Below are 20,487 nucleotides of genomic sequence, written 5' to 3' on the forward strand. Positions count from 1 at the left end.
GTCTGTCGGGGGGGCTACTCGGCCGTGGGGCGGGCGAGTGCGGTGGCCAGGGCGTCGAGGGCGGGTTCGGCCTCGGTCGCGGAGAGGCTGCCGGAGGCGAGGAAGGCGAAGGCGAGCAGGCGGCCGCGGGGGTCGACGACGGTTCCGGCGAGGGAGTTGACGCCGTTGAGGGTGCCGGTCTTGGCGCGGATCAGGCCGGTGCCTTCGGAGCCGTCCTGGTAGCGGTCGCCGAGGGTGCCGCTGAATCCGGCGATCGGGAGGCCGGTGAGGACCGGGCGGAGTCCGGGGCGGTCGGGGTCGGCGGCGCGGGCGAGGAGGGCGGTGAGGAGGGCGGGGGTGACCCGGTCCTCCCGGTCCAGGCCGCTGCCGTCGGCGAGGTGGGCCCCGGTCACCGGGATCCTCAGCTTCTTCAGTTCGTTGGTGACGGCGCGGCGGGCTCCGGCGAAGTCGGCGCTCTCGCCCTTGGCGATGGCGGTCTGCCGGGCGAGGGCCTCGGCGATGTCGTTGTCGCTGTTGGTGAGGGTGCGCTCGACGAGGGCGGCGAGCGGGGCCGAGCGGTGGGTGGCGACGGTGCGGGACTCGTCCGCCGGCCGGGCCTCGCGGGGCGTGCCGGTGACCTCGACGCCGGCCTTCTTGAGCTGTGCGGCGAAGGCGCGGGCGGCGTCGCCGGCGGGGTCGTCGGTGCGTTTGGCGGGGCCGCGGTCGGTGTCGTTCAGACGGCCCTCGTCGACCATCAGGGCGGTGACGGGGGCGATGTTCTCGTTGGGGCTGATCGGGTGGAGCACGGGGCCGGTGTAGCGGGAGGTGTCGTACGCGAGGCGTACGGGACCGTCCTCGCCGTCCTCGCCGTCCTCGCGCAGGGCCTTCGCGGCGTCGGCGGCCATCGAGCGCAGGGCCGCCCTGCTCAGCGTGGGGTCGCCGCCGCCGACGAGGGTGAGGGTGCGGGCGTCGGGGGACAGCGCGACGGTGGTGGCGATGCGGTGGTCGGGGCCCAGGACGGAGAGCGCGGCGGTGGTGGTGGCGATCTTGATGGTGGAGGCGGGCGTCATCGGGGTGGTGGCGCCGGTTCCGTACAGCTGCTCGCCGGTGGCGGTGTCGATGACGGACGCGGCGACCGTGTCGCCGAGTCCGGGCGCGCCGATGAGCGGGGCGAGGGTGTCGCGGAGCGCCGCGGCGTCCCTCGGGGCGTCGCGGGCGGTGGTGCCGAGGGCCGGGAGGACGGCCGGGGCGCTGGGGGCCGGGCGGGGGCCGTCGGGCGTCGGGCGGCCGTGATGTGCGCCACCTGTTCGGTCCGCGGCGACTGCCAGTGCCCGCTCGGCCTTACGCTGACCGTTGTCCCAGGGGCCGGCGGCGAGGACGGCGCCGGCAGCGACGACCAGGCCGAGCGTGGCGGAGCCTGCGATGACCTGCCAGGTGTACGACCCGTTGTGTCTGTTCTTCAGGACCTTCAGCCTGCCCCACGGGTCCGACGGGCGCATCGACGGTCTTTCCACCGGCTCGGCCACCGTTGACCAGCCCCTTTCGCGAGCACTCTTCTGCGTGGGGGACACTTAATCACCAGTCGTATGTGTTGATCATGGAGGAGCCACCCGTGGAGTTCGACGTCACCATCGAGATCCCGAAGGGTTCGCGGAACAAGTACGAGGTGGACCACGAGACCGGTCGGATCCGCCTGGACCGTCGACTCTTCACCTCGACCAGCTACCCGGCCGACTACGGCTTCGTCGAGAACACCCTCGGCGAGGACGGCGACCCGCTGGACGCGCTGGTCATCCTGGACGAGCCGACCTTCCCCGGTTGCCTCATCAAGTGCCGTGCCATCGGGATGTTCCGGATGACCGACGAGGCGGGCGGCGACGACAAGCTGCTCTGCGTCCCGGCGTCCGACCCGCGGGTGGAGCACCTGCGCGACATCCACCACGTGTCGGAGTTCGACCGCCTGGAGATCCAGCACTTCTTCGAGGTCTACAAGGACCTGGAGCCGGGCAAGTCCGTCGAGGGCGCCGACTGGGTCGGCCGTACCGAGGCGGAGGCCGAGATCGAGGCCTCGTACAAGCGTCTTGAGGCGCAGGGCGGCGCGCACTGACGTCCTTCTTCCGGTTCCGTTTGTGAGCCGGACGGCCGTAGGGGAACGGGCGGTACACCTTCGCGGGTGTGCCGCCCGTTTCGCTGTCCGCACTTCCGCGCGTGCGGGGCCCATGCGCGTGGCCATACTGGGCAGACGTGCGACGGGACAGACACCCAGGGTGGTGCGGTCGAGGAGGAACGAGGTCGAGTGGTGGCGGAATCGGGCGGTCCTGAGGACCAGAAGCCCCAGTCCGACGAGGCGCGGAGCGCGTTCGCTCCACCCGCGGGGACGAGTCAGCCGGCATCGCCGCCCGAGGAGGACCATCCGACGTCGGAGTTCGCGTTGCCGACCGGTGTGCACCAGGAGCAGGCCGGTCCGGCCGGTTCTGGCGGCGGCCCCGGGGGCGGTTCGAACTCCGACACGCTGAGTTCCGCTTTCACCCCGCCGAGCACGTACAACGCCCAGCAGGCGCCGCCCGCGTTCACCCCGGCGCAGGGCATTCCGATGGTCAGGCTGACCAAGGAGGCGCCCTGGCAGGACCGGATGCGCACGATGCTGCGGATGCCGGTGACCGAGCGTCCGGCCACGGAGGCGATCCAGCGGACCGACGACGAGACGGGTCCCGCCGTGCCGCGCGTGCTCGACCTGACGCTGCGTATCGGGGAGCTGCTGCTGGCGGGCGGCGAGGGCGCCGAGGACGTCGAGGCGGCGATGTTCGCGGTGACGCGGTCCTACGGTCTCGACCGCAGCGAGCCGACGGTCACGTTCACGCTGCTGTCCATCTCGCACCAGCCGTCGCTGGTCGACGACCCGGTGACGGCGAGCCGTACGGTACGCCGCCGGGGCACCGACTACACCCGTCTGGCGGCCGTGTTCCGGCTGGTCGACGACATCACCAGCGCGGACACCGAGATCTCGCTGGAGGAGGCCTACCGGCGGCTCGCGGAGATCCGTCGTAATCGCCACCCGTATCCGGGCTGGGTGCTGACGGCGGCCGCCGGGCTGCTGGCCGGTTCGGCCTCCGTGCTGGTCGGCGGCGGGTTCCTGGTGTTCGTCGTGGCGGCGGCGGGCGCGATGCTCGGCGACCGCCTCGCGTGGCTGTGCGCCGGGCGCGGGCTGCCGGAGTTCTACCAGTTCACGGTGGCCGCGATGCCGCCCGCCGCGATGGGGGTGGCGCTGACGCTGACCCATTCGACGGACATCCGGCCGTCCGCGGTGATCACCGGTGGGCTGTTCGCGCTGCTGCCGGGGCGGGCGCTGGTGGCGGGGGTGCAGGACGGGCTGACCGGCTACTACATCACCGCCTCGGCCCGCCTGCTGGAGGTCATGTACTTCTTCATCGGGATCGTCGCGGGTGTGCTGATCGTCCTGTATCTGGGGCTGCAACTGGGGGCCCAGCTCAATCCGGAGGCGCGGTTCACGCCGTACAACGAGCCGGCGATCCAGATCCTGGCGTCGATGGGGCTGAGCCTGGCGTTCGCGGTGCTGCTCCAGCAGGAGCGCTCGACCGTGCTGGCGGTCACCCTGAACGGCGGCGTGGCCTGGATCATCTTCGGGGCTTTGGCCCGCACCGGAGGGATCTCGCCGGTCGCGGCGACGGCGGTGGCGGCCGGTCTGGTGGGGCTGTTCGGCCAGTTGTTCTCGCGCTACCGGTTCACTTCCTCGCTGCCCTACATCACGGCGGCGATCGGGCCGCTGCTGCCCGGTTCGGCGACGTACTTCGGTCTGCTGGGCGTGGCGCAGAACGAGCTGGACACGGGGCTGGCCTCGCTGTCGACGGCGGTCGCGACGGCGCTGGCCATCGCCATCGGGGTGAACCTGGGGAGTGAGATCTCGCGGCTGTTCATGGGGGTGCCGGGCTCGGTCGGCGGGGCGAGCCGCCGGGCGGCGAAGCGGACCAGGGGGTTCTGAGCGCCCGCGGCCGCCGGGGCCGTACGGACTCCGCGCGGCCGGGCTACCCGCACCCCGTACGGCGAAGGCGCCCCTCCCCCGGTCAGCGGGGAGGGGCGCCTTCGGTGCGTACGTACGCGGCGCGGGGTCAGCGCTTGGCGTGCCGGCCGCGCTGGCCGGTGGAGGGGCCGTTGCCGCGCGCCGGGGGGCGGCCGGAGCCGCCGCCCTCCAGTGCCTCGGCCGCGGCGGCCTTCTTGCCCTGGCTGCGGGCCCGGAGCACCTCGACCACGATCGGCACCACGGAGATGAGCACGATCAGGATGAGGATCATCTCGATGTGCTCGTGCACGAAGTCGATCTTGCCGAGCATCGCGCCGAGCACGGTGACGCCGACGCCCCAGAGGATCGCGCCGACGATGTTGTACGTGATGAAGGAGCGGTAGTTCATCCGGCTGACGCCCGCGATGATCGGCGTGAAGGTGCGCACGATGGGCACGAAGCGCGCCAGGACCAGGGACTTCGGGCCGTGCTTCTCGAAGAACTCGTGGGCCTTCTCCACGTTCTCCTGCTTGAAGAGGCGGGAGTCGGGGCGCTTGAAGAGGGCCGGGCCGACCTTGCGGCCGAAGAGATAGCCCACCTGGTCGCCGACGATCGCGGCGACGGCGACCAGCGTGCAGACCAGCCAGAGCGGGTACTTCAGCTGGCCCGTGGTCACCAGCAGCCCCGTGGTGAACAGCAGCGAGTCGCCGGGCAGGAAGAACCCGATCAGGAGGCCGGACTCGGCGAAGACGATGAGGAGGAGGCCGGGAAGTCCGAACGTGTTGAGCAGATAGTCCGGGTCCAGCCAGCTCGGTCCGAGCGCAAGCGTATTCAAGGGTCCGGGCTCCAGGATGGTGTGCGATGGCGGCTCTGTGGCTGCCCCAAGCTATCAACGCCCGGCCGGTGCCCTTGGTTCCAGTGGCGCACAGCGGGAATGCGCATCCCGTGGAGCGATCCGAAGGTGATCACAGGAGGTGCCACAAACATGGGCATTGAGGATTTCGGCGGCGGTCAGGCCGCCCAGGCGGACGTGCTGGTCGTCACCACGAACGACGTACCCGGCCATCAGGTGACGCAGGTCATCGGCGAGGTCTTCGGCGAGGTCTTCGGACTGACCGTACTTCCCCAAGCTCTCGGCTGCGCTCGACCAGAGGAGGCCCCATCCGTCATCTCGGCAGCCAGATCGGCGCCGGGCTGAAGTCGATGATCGGCGGTGAGCTGAAGGGGCTGACGAAGACGCTGGTCGAGACCCGCAACCAGGCGATGGAACGGCTCGTGGAACAGGCCAGGGCCCGTGGCGCGAACGCGGTCCTGATGATGCGCTTCGACGTCACGGAGGCGGCGGACGTGGGCACGGAGGTCTGCGCGTACGGGACGGCGGCGGTGATCAGCAAGGTGTGACGCGGGGCCGGCGGGGCCACCATTGGGGCGTTTTGTCTGCTTCATCACCCTAGGGTGAGCCGGTGGCCCCCGAATCCCCCGTACCTCCGCCGGCTCCCCCGAGCCCCCCGCGTCCTCCGGCCGCCCCGGCCCGGCGGCTGCTGCCGCTCGTGCTGCCCGCGATCGCCGTCGGCGTCGCCTGCGCGCTGATCCTGCTCGGGGTGAGCCTGCTGGCGGAGCGGCTCCAGGACGTGCTCTGGGAGACGCTGCCCGACGCGCTCGGGGTGGGGCGGTTCTCCTCTCTGTGGATGATCGTGATGCTCACCGCGACCGGTCTCGCGGTGGGGCTCGTCCTGAAGGCCGTACCCGGTCACGGCGGGCCCGATCCGGCCACCACCGGGCTGGTGGACGCGCCGATGAGGCCCGGCATCGTGCCCGGGCTGCTCCTGGTGACCACCCTGGCGCTGGCGGGCGGGGTGAGTCTGGGGCCGGAGAACCCGATCACGGCGGCCAACATCGCGCTGGCCTTCTGGCTCGGCCGGCGGTTCGCGCCCGGTGCGCCGGGCGAGCTGTGGGTGGCGCTCGCCGCGGCCGGGACCATCGGGGCCCTCTTCGGGACTCCGGTCGCCGCCGCGCTGATCCTCTCCGAGACGCTGGCCTCGCAGCCGGGCCCCGGGGCGTTCTGGGACCGGCTGTTCGCCCCGCTCGCGGCCGGCACGGCGGGCGCGCTGACCATGTCGCTGATCGCGCACCCCAGCTTCGACCTGTCCCTCCCGGCGTACGCCGGTCCGCACTGGGGCGATCTGCTCTCCGCCCTGCTGATCGCCTCGGCGGGCGCGCTCCTCGGCCTGCTCGCGGTGTACGCGTTCCCGGTGGCCCACCGGGCCTTCACGGCGCTGCGGCGTCCGGTGCTCGCCCTGACGCTGGGCGGGCTGGCGCTGGGGCTGCTCGGCGCGCTGGGCGGCCACCTCACCCTCTTCAAGGGGCTCGACGAGGTGAAGACGCTCGCCGGGGACCCGGACGGCTGGTCGGCCGGGGAGTTCGCGGGGATGGCGGTGGTGAAGACGGCCGCCCTGGTGATCGCGGCGGCGTGCGGCTTCCGGGGCGGTCGGATCTTCCCGGCGGTCTTCGCGGGGGTGTCGCTCGGGCTCTGCGCCCACGCGCTGGTCGACGCGGTCCCGCCGTCGCTCGCGGTGTCCTGCGCGGTGCTGGGCGTGCTGCTGGCCGTCACCCGGCAGGGCTGGGTGAGCCTGTTCACCGCGGCGGTGCTGGTGAGCGACACGTCCGTGCTGCCGCTGCTGTGCGCCGCCACCCTGCCCGCCTGGCTGCTGGTCACGGGGCGGGCCCAGATGCAGTTGGACGGGGACGGGAGGTCGCTGCGCTGAGAGGGGCGGCGCCCGCGGTCACGGAGAAGGCCCCGTCCGCCGCGCCGGACACACGGAATCTCCGTATCGTCTGATTCGTGCGCTTTTGCGCCGCCCTGTATCGGTCCCGCTCCGACGGAGGTCCCCCGCATGCCCACGCCCGTCAACGTCGCCGTCATCTACTACTCCTCCACCGGCACCGTCGCCACGATCGCGAGGGCGATGGCCGAGGACGCCGAGCGGGCCGGGGCGCGGGTGCGGCTGCGCCGGGCGGCGGAGCTCGCCCCGCAGGCGGCCATCGACTCCAACCCGGCGTGGGCCGAGAACGTCCACGCGACCGCGGACGTCCCCGAGGTCTCGCAGGACGACATGGCGTGGGCGGACGCGGTGATCTTCGGCTCGCCGACCCGGTACGGGAACGTCACCGCCCAGCTGAAGCAGTTCATCGACACGCTCGGCGGGATGTGGCAGGCGGGGCAGCTCGCCGACAAGGTCTACAGCGGCTTCACCTCCAGCGCCACCGCCCACGGCGGCCAGGAGTCCACGCTGCTCGCGCTCTACAACACGATCCACCACTTCGGCGGCATCCTCGTCACCCCCGGGTACACCGACCCCACGAAGTTCGTGGACGGCAACCCGTACGGCACCTCCCACGTCGCCGGGCAGGGCGACATCCCGGTCGGCGAGCAGACCCTGACGGCGGCCCGGGTGCAGGCCGAGCGGGTCGTGAAGTTCACCCGGGCGATCAAGGCGGGCCTGGCCGCCGAGAGCTGACCCCGCACCCGGAACCGACCCCGCACCCCGACCGCTTCGGCCGAGAGAAGGGCCCCACCATGCCGCTCCACCGCGGTGCCCACCCGGAACAGGACGAACCCTCCGAGGAGCGGCGCAGGCTCGCCCTGAACCCGTTCTTCGGCGAGGCGGACCCGACGGCCGCGATGAACACCGCGCCGCCCCGGCACCGGCTGCCCGACGGGCCGCTGCCGCCGCTGACGGCGTACCGGCTGGTCCACGACGAGCTGATGCTCGACGGGAACGCGCGGCTCAACCTGGCCACCTTCGTCACCACGTGGATGGAGCCGCAGGCAGGCGTCCTGATGGGTGAGTGCCGGGACAAGAACATGATCGACAAGGATGAGTACCCGCGCACCGCCGAGCTGGAGCGGCGCTGTGTGGCGATGCTCGCCGACCTGTGGAACGCGCCCGATCCGACGGCGACCGTGGGGTGTTCGACCACCGGGTCGAGCGAGGCGTGCATGCTCGCGGGGCTCGCCCTGAAGCGGCGCTGGGCGAAGCGGAACGCGGACCGCTATCCCGCGACGGCCCGGCCCAATCTGGTGATGGGCGTCAATGTGCAGATCTGCTGGGAGAAGTTCTGCGACTTCTGGGAGGTGGAGGCCCGGCTCGTGCCCATGGAGGGCGAGCGGTTCCACCTCGACCCGGCGGCCGCCGCCGAGCTGTGCGACGAGAACACCATCGGGGTCGTCGGCATCCTCGGCTCCACCTTCGACGGGTCCTACGAGCCGATCGCCGAGCTGTGCGCGGCCCTGGACGCGCTCCAGGAGCGGACCGGCCTCGACGTCCCGGTCCATGTGGACGGGGCGTCGGGCGCGATGGTGGCGCCCTTCCTCGACCCGGACCTGGTGTGGGACTTCCGGCTGCCGCGGGTGGCGTCGATCAACACCTCGGGGCACAAGTACGGCCTCGTCTACCCGGGGGTCGGCTGGGCGCTGTGGCGGACGGCGGACGCGCTGCCCGAGGAGCTGGTCTTCCGGGTCAACTACCTGGGCGGCGACATGCCGACGTTCGCGCTGAACTTCTCCCGGCCCGGGGCGCAGGTGGTCGCGCAGTACTACACCTTCCTGCGCCTCGGGCACGAGGGCTACCGCGCGGTCCAGCAGGCATCCCGGGACGTGGCCTGCGGCCTGGCCCGCGCGATCGAGGAGCTGGGCGACTTCCGGCTGCTCACCCGGGGCGACGAGCTGCCGGTGTTCGCCTTCACGACCAACGCGGACGTGCACGCGTACGACGTCTTCGACGTGTCCCGCCGGCTGCGGGAGCGCGGCTGGCTGGTGCCCGCCTACACCTTCCCCGCCAACCGGCAGGACCTCGCGGTGCTGCGCGTGGTGTGCCGCAACGGGTTCTCCTCGGACCTGGCCGAGCTGCTGATCGAGGACCTGAAGCTGCTGCTTCCCGAACTCCGGGCTCAGAAGCACCCGTTGAGCCACGATCGGGCGGCCCCGACGGCCTTCCACCACTGAGCACGGCCCGCGGGGCCACCCGGAGCGGCTCGCCGCGCCATCACGAGCACGGCTACCGGTTGAGGCGCGCGAACTTGGCCACCGCCAGCGGGAAGAACACCGCGATGATGGCCACCGGCCAGAGCACCGCGAGGAGTTCGGCGTGCTCGGCCGCCCAGGAGCCGGTCGCGCCGCCCGGATTGCCGAACAGCTCCCGTACGGCGGTGGCCGTGGCGGACATCGGGTTCCACTCGACCACCGCGCCCAGCCAGCCCGGCATCGACGCGGGGGTGGCGAAGGCGTTGGAGAGGAAGCCGACCGGCCAGACCAGGATCTGGACCGCCGCGACCATCTCCGGCCGCCCCGCCACCATGGCCAGCAGGATGCCGACCCAGAGCATCGCGAACCGCAGCAGGAGCAGCAGCCCGAACGCCCCCAGCGCGGCGGCGGCCCCGTGGTGCCAGCGCCAGCCGACCGCGTACCCGACCCCGGTCATCACCGCGAGCGCGGCCGTCGACTGGAGCATGTCCGCGACGCTGCGGCCGACCAGGACGGCGCCGGGGGCCATCGGCATCGAGCGGAAGCGGTCGATGACGCCCTTGCCGAGGTCCTGGGTGACCGCGAGCATCGTGCTCTCCAGGCCGAAGGCCATGGTCAGCGCGAGCATCCCGGGGACCAGGAACTCCGTGGGGTCGCCGTCCACGCCCCGGCCGCCGCCGACCAGATAGGTGAACATCAGCAGCAGCATCACCGGGAAGACCAGGTTGACCAGGACCGCGACGGGCTGCCGGGCCCAGTGCGCCAGTTCGCGGCGGGTCATCGTCCAGGAGTCCGCCAGGGCCCAGCCGAGCCGGGAGGACGCCCCGCCCGGTCCGGTCGCCGTCGTCGTCGCCGCGCTCATGCCGCCACCTCCGTCTTTCCCGCCTTCGGCGTCTTCCCCGACTTCGCCGTACCCCGTGCGCCGGCGGGCTGACCGGTCAGCGACAGGAACACCTCGTCCAGGGTGGGGCGGCGCACCGCGATGTCCTCCGCCTCGATGCCCGCCTCCTCCAGCACCCGCACCGTCCGCGTCAGGGCCGCCATCCGGTCCGGGGCGGGCGCGCCGATCCGCCGCCGGTCGGCGTCCAGCACCAGGTCCGCGCCGCCGAGCAGGGCGCCCGCCTCCACCAGCCGGGACGCGTCGCGCAGGACGATGTCGATCCGGTCGCCGCCGACGAGGGCCTTCAGCTCGTCGGGGGTGCCCTCAGCAACGGCCCGGCCGTGGTCGATGAGGGAGATCCGGTCGGCCAGCTGGTCCGCCTCCTCCAGATACTGCGTGGTCAGCAGCACCGTGGTGCCGCCGCCGACCAGGGACCGCACCGCGTCCCACACCTCGGTCCGGCCGCGCGGGTCGAGGCCGGTCGTCGGCTCGTCCAGGAACAGCACGTCCGGGTCGGTGATCAGCGACGCGGCCAGGTCGAGGCGTCTGCGCATGCCGCCGCTGTACTGCTTGACGGCCTTGCGCCCGGTGTCCGCGAGGCCGAACCGCTCCAGCAGCTCGTCCGCCCGGCTGCCCGCCCGGCGTGCGCCCAGGTGGTACAGCCGCCCGAACATCTCCAGGTTCTGCCGCCCGCCGAGCTGCTCGTCCACCGCCGCGTGCTGGCCGAGGAGCCCGATCCTGCGCCGCACCTCGCCCGCCCGCTCGCGGACGTCGAGGCCGGCCACGGTCACCCGGCCCGCGTCGTGGCGCAGCAGCGTCGACATGATCCGTACGGCGGTGGTCTTGCCCGCCCCGTTGGGGCCGAGCACTCCGTGCACGGTGCCGCTGCCGACGACCAGGTCCAGTCCGTCCAGGGCGCGCTTCTCCCCGTACCGCTTGTGCACGCCGTCCATGACGATCGCTTCGGTCACGTTTCCCGCACCCTCCTGTAGTCAAACTTGACTAGAAGGTCGAAGGTAAACCCGGATCGACCATTCGTCAAACTTGATTAGTCGCGGTCCCCCGGGTCGGGGACACCGGTGGCGTAGGGGTTCTCCTCGCCGTCGGCGAGCACGCCGACGAACGGGTCGCCCTCGCCCGCGAAGGTGTACGCGCCGCCCTCGATACGGGCGATCAGGCCCCGGGTCCACTCCGCGCCGGAGTCGGCCGAGTGCACCCACAGGTTCATGATCTCGCCGATGTGGCCGAGGGATTCGGGGCCGTCCTCCGGCGTGTAGTACTCGGTGACCGACTTCCGCCACCCCTCGATGGCCTCGATCCGCTCCTTGAGCAGCTCGACCGCCTCCGCGCGGGGCAGATCGACGATGAACCCGATCGCGGCCGAGAGGACGTCCATGTTCTGGTCGTAGGCGCGGATGGCCTCGCGCAGCAGGGTGCGGTACTCCGCCAGCCCCTCGTCCGTGACCTCGTACTCGGTGCGCGGCGGGCCGCCCACCGTGGAGGGGGCCGTCTCGTGCGCGAGCAGCAGCCCCTGCTTCGCCATCTGCTTCAGGGCGTGGTAGATCGACCCGGGCTTGGCGTTGGACCACTCGTGCGCGCCCCAGTACTCCAGGTCGTTGCGGACCTGGTAGCCGTGCGCGCGGCCGTGCATGCGCACGGCGCCGAGGACCAGCAGTCGGATCGCGGACATGACACCCAACACCCATCTTCCTATTCAACTTTGACTAGGGTAGCCCGCCGCCTTGCGTTCGACCGGTCGGTGTGCCCTCACGCGTACGGCCGGGGCCAGAACCGCGGCGACGAGGCAGCCGGCCGCCAGCGCGGCCCACACCGCGTCGTACGTGCCGAGGGCGTCCCGCGCGGTGGCCCCGAGATACGCCGAGGCGCCCGCCCCCAGCTGGTGGGCCGCGTTCGTCCAGCCGAAGACCACGGGGCCGTCGTCCCCGTACACGCGGCGGGCCAGCTCGATGACGGGCGGCACGGTCGCGACGTCGACGAGTCCGTAGACCACCGTGAACAGCAGCATCGGGGCCGTGACCGTGGAGGTGAACACCAGGGGCAGGGCGAGCAGGGTGAGCGCGCGGACGGCGAAGCAGACGGTCAGCAGACGGCGCGGATCGATCCGGTCGGTCAGCCACCCGGCCAGCAGCGCGCCGAGGGCGGAGAAGATCCCGACGAGCGACAGAAGCGAGGCCGCCGCCGTGGCCCGCATGCCGTGATCGTGCGCGGCGGGCGCCCAGTTGGACCACATGATGCCGTTGGTGGAGGCCCCGCAGAGGGCGAACATCCCGGCCAGCAACCAGAACGGACCGGTGCGCGCCGCACGCAGCAGCACCCTCAGCGCCCGGACGTCCGCCCCGGGGACCGGGGGCGGCCTCGGGACGAACTCCTCGGCCCCGTACGGCTTCACGCCCGCGTCCGCCGGGTGGTCGCGCAGCAGCAGGAACACCAGGGCGGCGACCGCCAGGGCCACCAGCGCCAGCGTCACCACCGGCGGACGCCAGCCGAAGCGGCCCACGGACCAGGCCAGCAGGGGCAGGAAGAGCAACTGGCCCAGGTGGCTGGAGGAGCTGAGCGCACCGGTCACCAGGCCGCGCCGCCGGTCGAACCAGCGGGCGGTGATCCCGGCGGCGAACGTCATGGTCAGGCAGCCGCTGCCGAGGCCGATCAGCACCCCCCAGTACGCGACCAGCTGCCACGGCCGCGTCATGACGCCGGTGAGCAGCGCCCCCGCCGAGACCAGGAGCAGCGCGCCCATCACGACGCGGCGGGCCCCGACCCGGTCCATCAGCGCCGCCGCGAACGGGGCGGTGAGGCCGAACAGCACCATGTTCACCGAGGCGGCGAGCGCGACCTGCCCGCGCTCCCAGGCGTACTCCTCGTGCAGGGGCGTCACCAGCAGGCCCGGCACGGTGGTGAACGCCCCGGCCGTGACGATGGCCGCGCCCGCGACGGCGGCCATCAGCCAGGCGCGGTGGAGGAGGAAGGGCCGGCGGGAGGGCGGTGTGTGCGGGGGCATCGAGGTCGAGGAGGCCATGGCATCAGCGTCGCGACCGGGGCCCGGCCCCACGAGTGTCCGGATGGACCAGGTGCGCAAGGATATGGCCATGACGGTCTTCACCCGCCCCGGGCGGCACCGCGTCGCCGTGCTCGCCCGCGAGGTCCTGCTCCCCATCGAGCTGGGCATCGTGCACCAGCTCTTCGGCCAGGCCCGGCACGGGGCCTCGGCGGACGGCGAGCCGCTGTACGAGGTCGCCACCTGCTCCCTGTCGCCCGGGGACGTGCGCACGGACGGCGACTTCACCGTGGCCGTCCCGCACGGCCCGGAGGCGCTGGCCGAGGCCGACACGGTGGTCGTCCTGTCCTCGTACGAGGACTACGTCCAGGAGACGCCGGCGCTCCCGGCCCCGCTGGCGGAGGCCCTCGCGCTGATCCGGCCCGGCGTCCGGGTGGCCTCGATCTGCACCGGGGCGTTCGTGCTGGCCTCGGCGGGGCTGCTCGACGGGCACCGGGCGACGACCCACTGGCGGTACACGGAGCTGTTCGCGCGGCTCTTCCCGCGGGTCGAGCTGGACCCGGACGTGCTCTACACCGACGGCGAGACCGTGCTGACCTCGGCGGGCTGCGCCTCGGGGATCGACCTCTGCCTGCACATGATCCGCCGCGACCACGGGAGCGCCGTCGCGAACGACGTGGCCCGGCGCACGGTCGTGCCGCCCCACCGCGAGGGCGGGCAGGTCCAGTACATCCGCCGGCCGGTGCCCGAACGGTCGGCCCCGGGGACATCGGCCGCCCGCGCGTGGGCGCTGCGGCGGCTCCAGGACCCGATCACGCTGGGACAGTTGGCGGCCAGGGAGTCGATGAGCGTGCGGCACTTCACCCGGCGGTTCCGGGACGAGGTGGGCCTGACGCCGATGAACTGGCTGATCCACCAACGCATCGAACTGGCACGGGAGTTGCTGGAGGAGTCGGACGTACCCGTCGAGCAGGTGGCCGCGCGCGCCGGGCTCGGCACGGCGGCCAATCTGCGCCGGCACTTCCACGCGGCGCTCGGCGTCTCGCCCAGCGCCTACCGCACCACGTTCCGGGGGCCGGCGGACCGAGGAGAGCCGAGGAAGGCGGAAGCCCCCGTCAGAACGGGAAGGCCGAGCGGCCGTGCTGGATCGACATCCACCGCTGGGTGGTGAACGCCTCGACGACGGCCTCGCCGTTCAGCCGCCCCACCCCGGACGTCTTCTCGCCGCCGAACGCGACCAGCGGGTCGTCCTGCACGGTGGAGTCGTTGACGTGGAACATCCCGCTGACGATGCGCTGCGCGAACTTCACACCGCGCTCCGCGTCCCGGGTGTGCACCGCGCCGCTGAGTCCGTACGGGCTCTCGTTGACCATCCGCACGGCCTCCTCCTCGCCGTCGAACGTCATCAGCAGGGCCACCGGGCCGAGGATCTCCTGGTGAAGCAGCGGGGAGTCCTCCGCGAGGTCGGTCAGGACGGTCGGACCGACGACGTTGCCGACGGTCCGGCCGCGCACGAGTGCCGTCGCGCCGTCCGCGACCGCCCGGTCCACCAGAGCGTCCAGCGCGTCGGCCTGGAAGGCGTTGATGACCGGTCCGATCCGGGTCTCCGGGTCCCTCGGGTCCCCGGTCTTCAGCGCGGCCACCTCGGCGGTGAACCGCTCGGTGAACTCCGCCGCCACCGACCGGTCCACCAGGATGCGGTTGGCCGCCATGCTGACCTGCCCCTGGTGCAGGAAGCGGCTGAAGACGGCCGCCCGGACCGCGTAGTCGACGTCGGCGTCCTCCAGCACCACCAGGGCGCTGTTCCCGCTCAGTTCGAGGATGGTCCGCTTGAAGGCGCCCGCCGCGGTGGCGGCGACGTGCCGGCCGACGCGGTCGGAGCCGGTGAACGAGATCACCTTGGGCACGGGGTGCTCGATGAACGCGTCGCCGATCTCGGCGCTGTCGGTGATCACCACGTTGAGCAGCCCGGCCGGCAGTCCGGCGTCCTCGAAGATCCTCGCGATCAGACCGCCGCCCACGACGGGCGCGTTCTGGTGGGGCTTCACGACGACCGCGTTGCCGAGCGCCAGCGCGGGCGCGACGGACTTCATCGTCACCAGGAAGGGGAAGTTGAAGGCGCTGATGACGCCCACGACGCCGACGGGCAGCCGGTAGAGCCGGTTCTCCCGGCCGTCCCCCACGGCGGGCAGCAGCCGCCCGGTGGGCCGCAGCGCCTGGCGGATCGCCTCGCGCAGGAACTCGGTGGCACCGCGGACCTCGTACTGGGCCCGCAGCCGGGTGCCGCCCAGTTCGTCGATGATCGCCTCGACGATCTGTTCCGTGCGCTCATGGGTGGCGCGCAGCGCGCGTTCGAGGACGGCGCGGCGCTCGTACGGATTGACGGCGGCCCATTCCCGCTGGGCCCGCTCGGCGGCCCGGTAGGCCCGGTCGACCTCCAGCGCGGTGGCCACGGTGACGGCGGCGAGTTTCTCACCGTTGTAGGGATTGAAATCGATGATGTCCCACGAGCCGCTGCCGATCAGCCACTCGCCGTCGATGTACTGGTGGGCCAGTTCATGGAAGTAGGACATGCAATCCCTTACTGCAGGCGTTCGCAGACTCCTGATGCGACGTCATCGTACTGAGAAATTACGCCAGTTGGAGTAGACCGCGCAGAAGATCCCGACTGTCTTCCGGCGTGGGGCTGTCCTGGGCGAGACCCGCCATGGCCTTTTCGTACTGCGCGACTTCCTCGGGCTTGTCCAGATAGAGCGCACTCGTCAGCTGCTCCAAATAGACAATGTCCGACAGGTCGGATTCCGGGAAACGCAGCATCGTGAACGATCCGCTCTCACCGGCATGACCGCCGTGACTGAAGGGCATGACCTGAAGCGTGATGTTCGGCTGCTCCGACATATCGATCAGATGCCGCAATTGGGCACGCATGACGTCGCGTTCGCCGTACGGGCGACGCAGCGCCGCCTCGTCGAGAACGGCGTGGAACGCCGGGGCGCGCTCCGAGACGAGGGCCTTCTGCCGTTCCAGGCGCAGGGCCACCCGGCGGTCGATCTCGGCGGGCGAGGCACCGCGCATCCCGCGCGAGACGACGGCGTGGGCGTATGCCTCGGTCTGCAACAGCCCGTGCACGAACTGCACTTCATAGATACGGATGAGGGAGGCGGCACCTTCCAGGCCGATGTACGTCTGGAACCAGCCGGGCAGCACATCGCCGTAACTGTGCCACCAGCCCGCCACGTTGGCCTCACGGGCCAGGCCGAGGAGGGAGTCCCGCTCCGCCTCGTCCGCGACTCCGTAGAGCGTGAGCAGATCCTCGACGTCCCTGGCCTTGAAGCTCACCCGTCCCAACTCCATGCGGCTGATCTTCGATTCGGAGGCCCGGATCGAGTAGCCGGCCGCCTCACGGGTGATTCCGCGCGACTCCCGCAATCTCCTGAGCTGAGAGCCCAGGAGGATGCGCCGCACCACCGATCCACTCGACTCGCCTGCCGACACTGGTCCGACCCTCCCCATCGCCTACCTGGCATCCGGAGCCCCCCAACCCCGAGTGCCGGATTCTGCCACCAAAACGCTTCAGCCCGTACTCATTCGATTACGGAAACGGGAAGACGTCCGGAAACCTCCGAAACTGACCTCGGGAAGAAATACCCCAGAACCACCACGCTATCGGGCAGGTCCGGCGCGTGCACGTGCATCTGCCCTTGCATCTGCCCTGCGCATTCGGAACCATGGTCCTCGCGCACCTGCGTGCTCGTGTTGTGCCGCTGTACCCCCCGCAGTACCGCTACAGGCAGTGCCGCTACAGCCGCGAATCCCGGGAGTGCCTCGTATGGGGACGAATGGATCGACGATGCTCGAGCCGTTACGGCAGGGGCTTCCCCCCACCGACCCCTCAGGGGTTGCCGGATCGGCGTCCTGCGCTCTGCCCGCACGCTACGAAGCGGTCGGCGGAGCAAGGAAATTCACCCGGTCGACGCTGGAGCGGTGGGAACTGGGCGACCGTTTCGACGATGTCGCCCTGGTGGTGTCCGAACTCGTCACCAACGCCCTGCGCCACGCGCTGCCCGAGGATCCGCCCCGGGAATTGACGGACCCGCCGGTGCGACTGCACCTGATGCGCTGGACCTCGCGACTGGTGTGCGCCGTGCGCGACCCCAGCCGGGAGAGCCCGGTGGCGGGCGAGGCGGCGGATTCCGCCGAATCAGGCCGCGGGCTGTTCCTGGTGGAATGCGTCAGTGACAGCTGGGGCTGGCACCCCTCTCCCGTACCGCTCGGAGAACTGCCTTCCGGGCCGCTGTACGGCAAGGTCGTCTGGGCCCTTTTCCGGCTCCAGGAGAACCCGAAGACGGGTTCGTGAGTACCCCGGTCCGGCCCGTCACGGGCCGGACCCCGCGTCAGGCGCCGGCGGCGAGGTGGTCGAACTCGCCGTCCTTGACGCCGAGCAGCAGCGCCTCTATCTCCGCAGGCGTATAGACGAGGGCGGGCCCGTCGGGGTGGCGGGAGTTCCGCATCGCCACATTCCCTCCGGGCAGCCGCGCGAACTCCACACAGGATCCCTGGGAGTTGCTGTGCCTGCTCTTCTGCCAGACGACTCCGCGAAGCTCTGTGGCCGCCATGCCGTTGTACACGTCGTGCACAGGACGCTCCCCGAGTTGCAAGGTGCAGGTGTCAACTAGCTCGGATCATAGCTCTGTTCATATGCCAATGCATGAGCAGATGCACGTGCACGCGGGGTGTTCCTTTGATTACAGGCTTTTGCGCCCCGGTCGCACCCTCCGGGAAGAGAGACGAACGGCACGCCTATTTCGCTCCCGTTCAAGGGAGTTGATCGATACGGACCTTGGTAACGTGGCGCGGTCCTTCGACCGGAAAACAGCAAGGGGGAACTCCACGTGATCAGGTCTCTACGCACCGGTGCCGTCGCGGTCGCCGCTCTCGCCGCCTCACTGGCGCTGACCGCATGCGGTGGCGACGACGCGGGCAAGGACTCCGGCGCGGACTCCGCGGCGAGCGCGACGCCCGGGAGCGGCGGCGGCAACGGTTCCGGGGAGCCCGCAGGCGGCGCCGTGGACGCCGCCGCGCTGGAGGGCACCTGGGTGGGACTGACGGACGGGAAGAACGTCACCGTGTCCGTCAGCGCCCGCAAGGTCGCGCTGGTGGCCGACCAGTCCGTGTGCCAGGGCGATGTGAAGGACATGGGCGGCGAACCGATGCTGGCGCTGAAGTGCACCGGCGGCTCCACCGACCGCACGATGGGCGCGATCGACTCCGTGGACGGCTCGAAGCTGGTCCTGTCGTGGGACGGCGGCGCCAAGGACACCCTCACCAAGGCCGAACCCGGCAAGCTGCCGAGCGGCATGCCCTCGCTGCCGGACCTCGGGGACCTGCCCGAGGTGCCCGCGCCGTGACGCCCTCGAGGGCCTGACGCCCGGGCCGCTCAGCCCTCGGCCAGCGTGCTGCTGACCCGGGTGGAGCCGCCCCGCTCGTCCAGGGCGCGGGTGAACTCCTCCAGCGCGTCCAGGAGCAGCGCCGCGCCCCGGCGCACGACCGGGTCGCCGATCGGCGTCGTGCCGTCGTCCGTCGGGGTGGGCATGTCCCAGTGGGCCACCGCGTCCACGACCGGCTGCCAGTCGGGCAGCCGCCGCTCCCGTACGGCCCTGGCGCCCTTCTCGGTGGCCCGGCGCAAGGCCTCGGCCAGTTGGGCGGCGCCGGGCACCGGGTCGGCCGACCGGGCCGGCAGATGGGCCTCCAGGACCATCGCCGACCGGCCCAGCTGGGCCAGCGCGTGCTGGGCGTCGGTCGCGGCGGCCCGGGAGATGCCCCGGTGGCGTACGGGTTCGTGCTGGGCGGTCGCCAGCGCCTCCTGCCACGCCACACGGGCCTCCCGGGTGGCGATCAGGGCCTCCCGGACGTCCTCGGCGTCCCGGTCGGCGGGGTCCGCGTACCGGTCGACGACCGTGGCCGCGTACCGCCCGTCCGCCACCAGCCACTCGGCCAGCCGGTTGCGCAGCCGCGGGGTCTCCCAGGCCGGGTAGACGGCGTAGGAGATCATCGCGAGGAGTCCGCCGACGAGCGTCAGCACGATGCGCTCGGTGACGGTCTGGGACCAGTCGTCGCCGGCCATGCCGAGCAGGAAGACGACGTACGCGGCGACGCAGACCTGGCCGACCGCGTAGCCGGTGCGCATCAGCAGGTACATCAGCCAGGCGCAGACCACCGCGAGGAGCGCCGAGAGCCGGGCGTCGGGGGTGGTGGTCTGCACGACGGCGGTGGCCAGCCCGACGCCGACCAGGGTGCCGCCGAAGCGTCCCGCCGCGCGGGCGTACGTCTGCGAGAACTCGGGCCGCATCACCATGACGGCGGTCATCGGGGCCCAGTAGCCGTGGCCGAGCGGCACGGCCTCGCCGACGAAGTACCCGGAGACGGCGACCACCGAGACCCGGACGGCGTGACGCAGGATCGGCGAGCCGTGGTGCAGCTCGCGGCGCATCGAGGCCAGCACCACCGGGACCAGCTTCAGCAGCGTGGGCCGGTGCCGGGTGTCCGGGGCCAGGTCGGTGGGGATGCCGCTGTCGGTCCCGGTGCCCTCCGCGATCTCCAGGACGTCGTCGAGCAGGGCCGCGAGCCGGTCGGCGGCGCGGCGGGCGGGGCCGACGAGGATCACGTCGTTGTCGGGGGTCTTCAGGACGCCCAGGTCGGTGGCGGAGAGATGGACGGGTTCGCCGTGCCGGACGGCCCGCGCGGCGGCGTCCAGGACCGATCCGGCCGCGCCCAGCAGCTCGTTCACCCAGAGCCGCTCGAGGCCGTCGCCCGGCACCCCCATCGCCGGGTCCGCGAGCGAGGCGAGCACCGGGCGCAGCCGCTCGGCGACCCCCCGGGCCCCGTGCAGTTCGGCGGGGCGGCGGCGGGCCTGGCGCGGGGTGACGGCGGCGGCGCTGCGGGCGGTCATCAGGGGCAGCGGGTCGAAGGGGGCGACCGGGTCGTGACGCAGCCGCCGGGCGTAGTCGGCCTCGGCGGCCAGGGCGTCGGCGAGCGCGTCGCGCTGGGCGCCCCATCTGCGGACCGGGAAGAGGACGATGAGCGCCGCCTGGACGAAGCCGCCGACGGCGATCATCCCCGCGTGGGCGGCGGCGTCCACGACCGAGGTGGGCAGGGTGATCGTCACCAGCATGATCGCGACGTTCGACGCGGCGATGATGCCGCCCGTGGGGCCCGCCGCCCAGGCGAGTCCGGCCAGGAAGGTCCAGGCGCCGAGGAGGCAGAGGAAGAGCACGACGTGCGCGCCGCTGACGTATCCGACGAACGTCGAGACGGCGAGGCTCACCCCGGAGACGAGGGCGAGGACGGGGCGGGGCCGCCAGCTGCGCTGGAAGGTGGCGATGGCGGCCTGGAAAGCGCCGAACGCGGAGCTGGCCGCGATCTCCGGCCCGAACAGCACGAGGCTGACCCCGACGACGACGGCGAGGCCGGCCGCACCGCGGAAGGCGATGAGGGGTTCCAGTCTCTGCCGCTCGATCTCCAGCCCCGAGCGGGCGGTCTCCTTCAGCGCCCGGAGCCAGCTCATGGGCCGA

Annotated in this window: 18 protein-coding genes and 1 pseudogene; 9 read left to right on the forward strand and 10 right to left on the reverse strand. The window is 72.0% G+C overall.

Annotated elements, in window-relative coordinates:
• Positions 1-14: 14 nt before the first annotated feature.
• Positions 15-1,478, reverse strand: a complete 1,464-nt coding sequence (dacB, locus tag OG245_RS16505; RefSeq protein WP_371624290.1) for a D-alanyl-D-alanine carboxypeptidase/D-alanyl-D-alanine-endopeptidase — start codon at positions 1,476-1,478, stop codon at positions 15-17.
• A 113-nt stretch (positions 1,479-1,591) separates the two neighbouring features.
• On the opposite strand from dacB, the gene OG245_RS16510 reads away from it, so the two are divergent.
• Positions 1,592-2,086, forward strand: a complete 495-nt coding sequence (locus OG245_RS16510) for an inorganic diphosphatase (protein ID WP_018959738.1) — start codon at positions 1,592-1,594, stop codon at positions 2,084-2,086.
• Positions 2,087-2,275: 189 nt separating this feature from the next.
• Positions 2,276-3,979: a threonine/serine exporter ThrE family protein gene (locus tag OG245_RS16515; protein ID WP_371624291.1), complete on the forward strand. Its 1,704-nt coding sequence runs from the start codon at positions 2,276-2,278 to the stop codon at positions 3,977-3,979.
• Positions 3,980-4,106: 127 nt separating this feature from the next.
• Here the strand turns inward: OG245_RS16515 and OG245_RS16520 are convergent, their stop codons facing one another.
• Positions 4,107-4,832 carry a DedA family protein gene (locus tag OG245_RS16520; protein WP_371624292.1) on the reverse strand — a complete coding sequence of 242 codons (726 nt, stop codon included), beginning with the start codon at positions 4,830-4,832 and terminating at the stop codon, positions 4,107-4,109.
• A 150-nt stretch (positions 4,833-4,982) separates the two neighbouring features.
• Here OG245_RS16520 and OG245_RS16525 point away from each other — a divergent pair.
• The 4 genes and pseudogenes from OG245_RS16525 to OG245_RS16540 all read left to right on the forward strand — a co-directional run bounded on the left by OG245_RS16525 (position 4,983) and on the right by OG245_RS16540 (position 9,002).
• Positions 4,983-5,398, forward strand: a pseudogene (locus tag OG245_RS16525) (YbjQ family protein).
• Between the two features lie 62 nt (positions 5,399-5,460).
• Positions 5,461-6,762, forward strand: coding sequence for an ion channel protein (locus tag OG245_RS16530; protein ID WP_371624293.1), 1,302 nt, complete (start codon positions 5,461-5,463; stop codon positions 6,760-6,762).
• Positions 6,763-6,891: 129 nt separating this feature from the next.
• Positions 6,892-7,515 carry an NAD(P)H:quinone oxidoreductase gene (wrbA, locus tag OG245_RS16535; protein ID WP_371624294.1) on the forward strand — a complete coding sequence of 208 codons (624 nt, stop codon included), beginning with the start codon at positions 6,892-6,894 and terminating at the stop codon, positions 7,513-7,515.
• 59 nt (positions 7,516-7,574) lie between these two features.
• Entirely contained in the window at positions 7,575-9,002 is a 1,428-nt protein-coding gene (locus OG245_RS16540; RefSeq protein WP_371624295.1) for a glutamate decarboxylase, read from the forward strand.
• Between the two features lie 52 nt (positions 9,003-9,054).
• Here OG245_RS16540 and OG245_RS16545 read toward each other — a convergent pair whose 3' ends face one another.
• The 4 genes from OG245_RS16545 to OG245_RS16560 all read right to left on the reverse strand — a co-directional run bounded on the left by OG245_RS16545 (position 9,055) and on the right by OG245_RS16560 (position 12,937).
• Positions 9,055-9,882 (reverse strand): ABC transporter permease, encoded by an 828-nt coding sequence (locus OG245_RS16545; protein ID WP_371624296.1) that lies wholly within the window; start codon positions 9,880-9,882, stop codon positions 9,055-9,057.
• Complete coding sequence (locus OG245_RS16550) at positions 9,879-10,871, reverse strand: ATP-binding cassette domain-containing protein (protein WP_371624297.1); 993 nt, start codon at positions 10,869-10,871, stop codon at positions 9,879-9,881. The genes OG245_RS16545 and OG245_RS16550 overlap by 4 nt, the downstream gene beginning before the upstream one ends.
• 77 nt (positions 10,872-10,948) lie before the next feature.
• Positions 10,949-11,590 carry a PadR family transcriptional regulator gene (locus OG245_RS16555; protein WP_371624298.1) on the reverse strand — a complete coding sequence of 214 codons (642 nt, stop codon included), beginning with the start codon at positions 11,588-11,590 and terminating at the stop codon, positions 10,949-10,951.
• A gap of 24 nt (positions 11,591-11,614) precedes the next feature.
• Positions 11,615-12,937: an MFS transporter gene (locus tag OG245_RS16560; protein ID WP_371624299.1), complete on the reverse strand. Its 1,323-nt coding sequence runs from the start codon at positions 12,935-12,937 to the stop codon at positions 11,615-11,617.
• A 64-nt stretch (positions 12,938-13,001) separates the two neighbouring features.
• Between OG245_RS16560 and OG245_RS16565 the strand changes: the two genes are divergently transcribed.
• A complete protein-coding gene (locus OG245_RS16565; protein ID WP_371624300.1) occupies positions 13,002-14,087 on the forward strand; it encodes a GlxA family transcriptional regulator in 1,086 nt (361 codons plus the stop codon).
• Here the strand turns inward: OG245_RS16565 and OG245_RS16570 are convergent.
• Together OG245_RS16570 and OG245_RS16575 are read right to left on the reverse strand one after the other, a co-directional pair.
• Complete coding sequence (locus OG245_RS16570) at positions 14,032-15,489, reverse strand: aldehyde dehydrogenase family protein (RefSeq protein ID WP_371624301.1); 1,458 nt, start codon at positions 15,487-15,489, stop codon at positions 14,032-14,034. The genes OG245_RS16565 and OG245_RS16570 overlap by 56 nt on opposite strands.
• A gap of 58 nt (positions 15,490-15,547) precedes the next feature.
• A complete protein-coding gene (locus OG245_RS16575; RefSeq protein ID WP_371624302.1) occupies positions 15,548-16,411 on the reverse strand; it encodes a helix-turn-helix domain-containing protein in 864 nt (287 codons plus the stop codon).
• Between the two features lie 355 nt (positions 16,412-16,766).
• Here OG245_RS16575 and OG245_RS16580 point away from each other — a divergent pair, with 355 nt between their 5' ends.
• Complete coding sequence (locus OG245_RS16580; RefSeq protein WP_371624303.1) at positions 16,767-17,273, forward strand: ATP-binding protein; 507 nt, start codon at positions 16,767-16,769, stop codon at positions 17,271-17,273.
• A gap of 37 nt (positions 17,274-17,310) precedes the next feature.
• Here the strand turns inward: OG245_RS16580 and OG245_RS16585 are convergent, their stop codons facing one another.
• A complete protein-coding gene (locus OG245_RS16585) occupies positions 17,311-17,553 on the reverse strand; it encodes a DUF397 domain-containing protein (RefSeq protein ID WP_032789017.1) in 243 nt (80 codons plus the stop codon).
• Between the two features lie 255 nt (positions 17,554-17,808).
• On the opposite strand from OG245_RS16585, the gene OG245_RS16590 reads away from it, so the two are divergent.
• Positions 17,809-18,324 (forward strand): hypothetical protein, encoded by a 516-nt coding sequence (locus tag OG245_RS16590; protein ID WP_371624304.1) that lies wholly within the window; start codon positions 17,809-17,811, stop codon positions 18,322-18,324.
• Between the two features lie 29 nt (positions 18,325-18,353).
• On the opposite strand, the gene OG245_RS16595 is transcribed toward OG245_RS16590, so the two are convergent.
• A complete protein-coding gene (locus tag OG245_RS16595) occupies positions 18,354-20,480 on the reverse strand; it encodes an FUSC family protein (protein WP_371624305.1) in 2,127 nt (708 codons plus the stop codon).
• Positions 20,481-20,487 lie beyond the last annotated feature (7 nt).

This window comes from Streptomyces sp. NBC_01116 (assembly GCF_041435495.1).
In the GTDB taxonomy this organism is placed as follows: domain Bacteria; phylum Actinomycetota; class Actinomycetes; order Streptomycetales; family Streptomycetaceae; genus Streptomyces.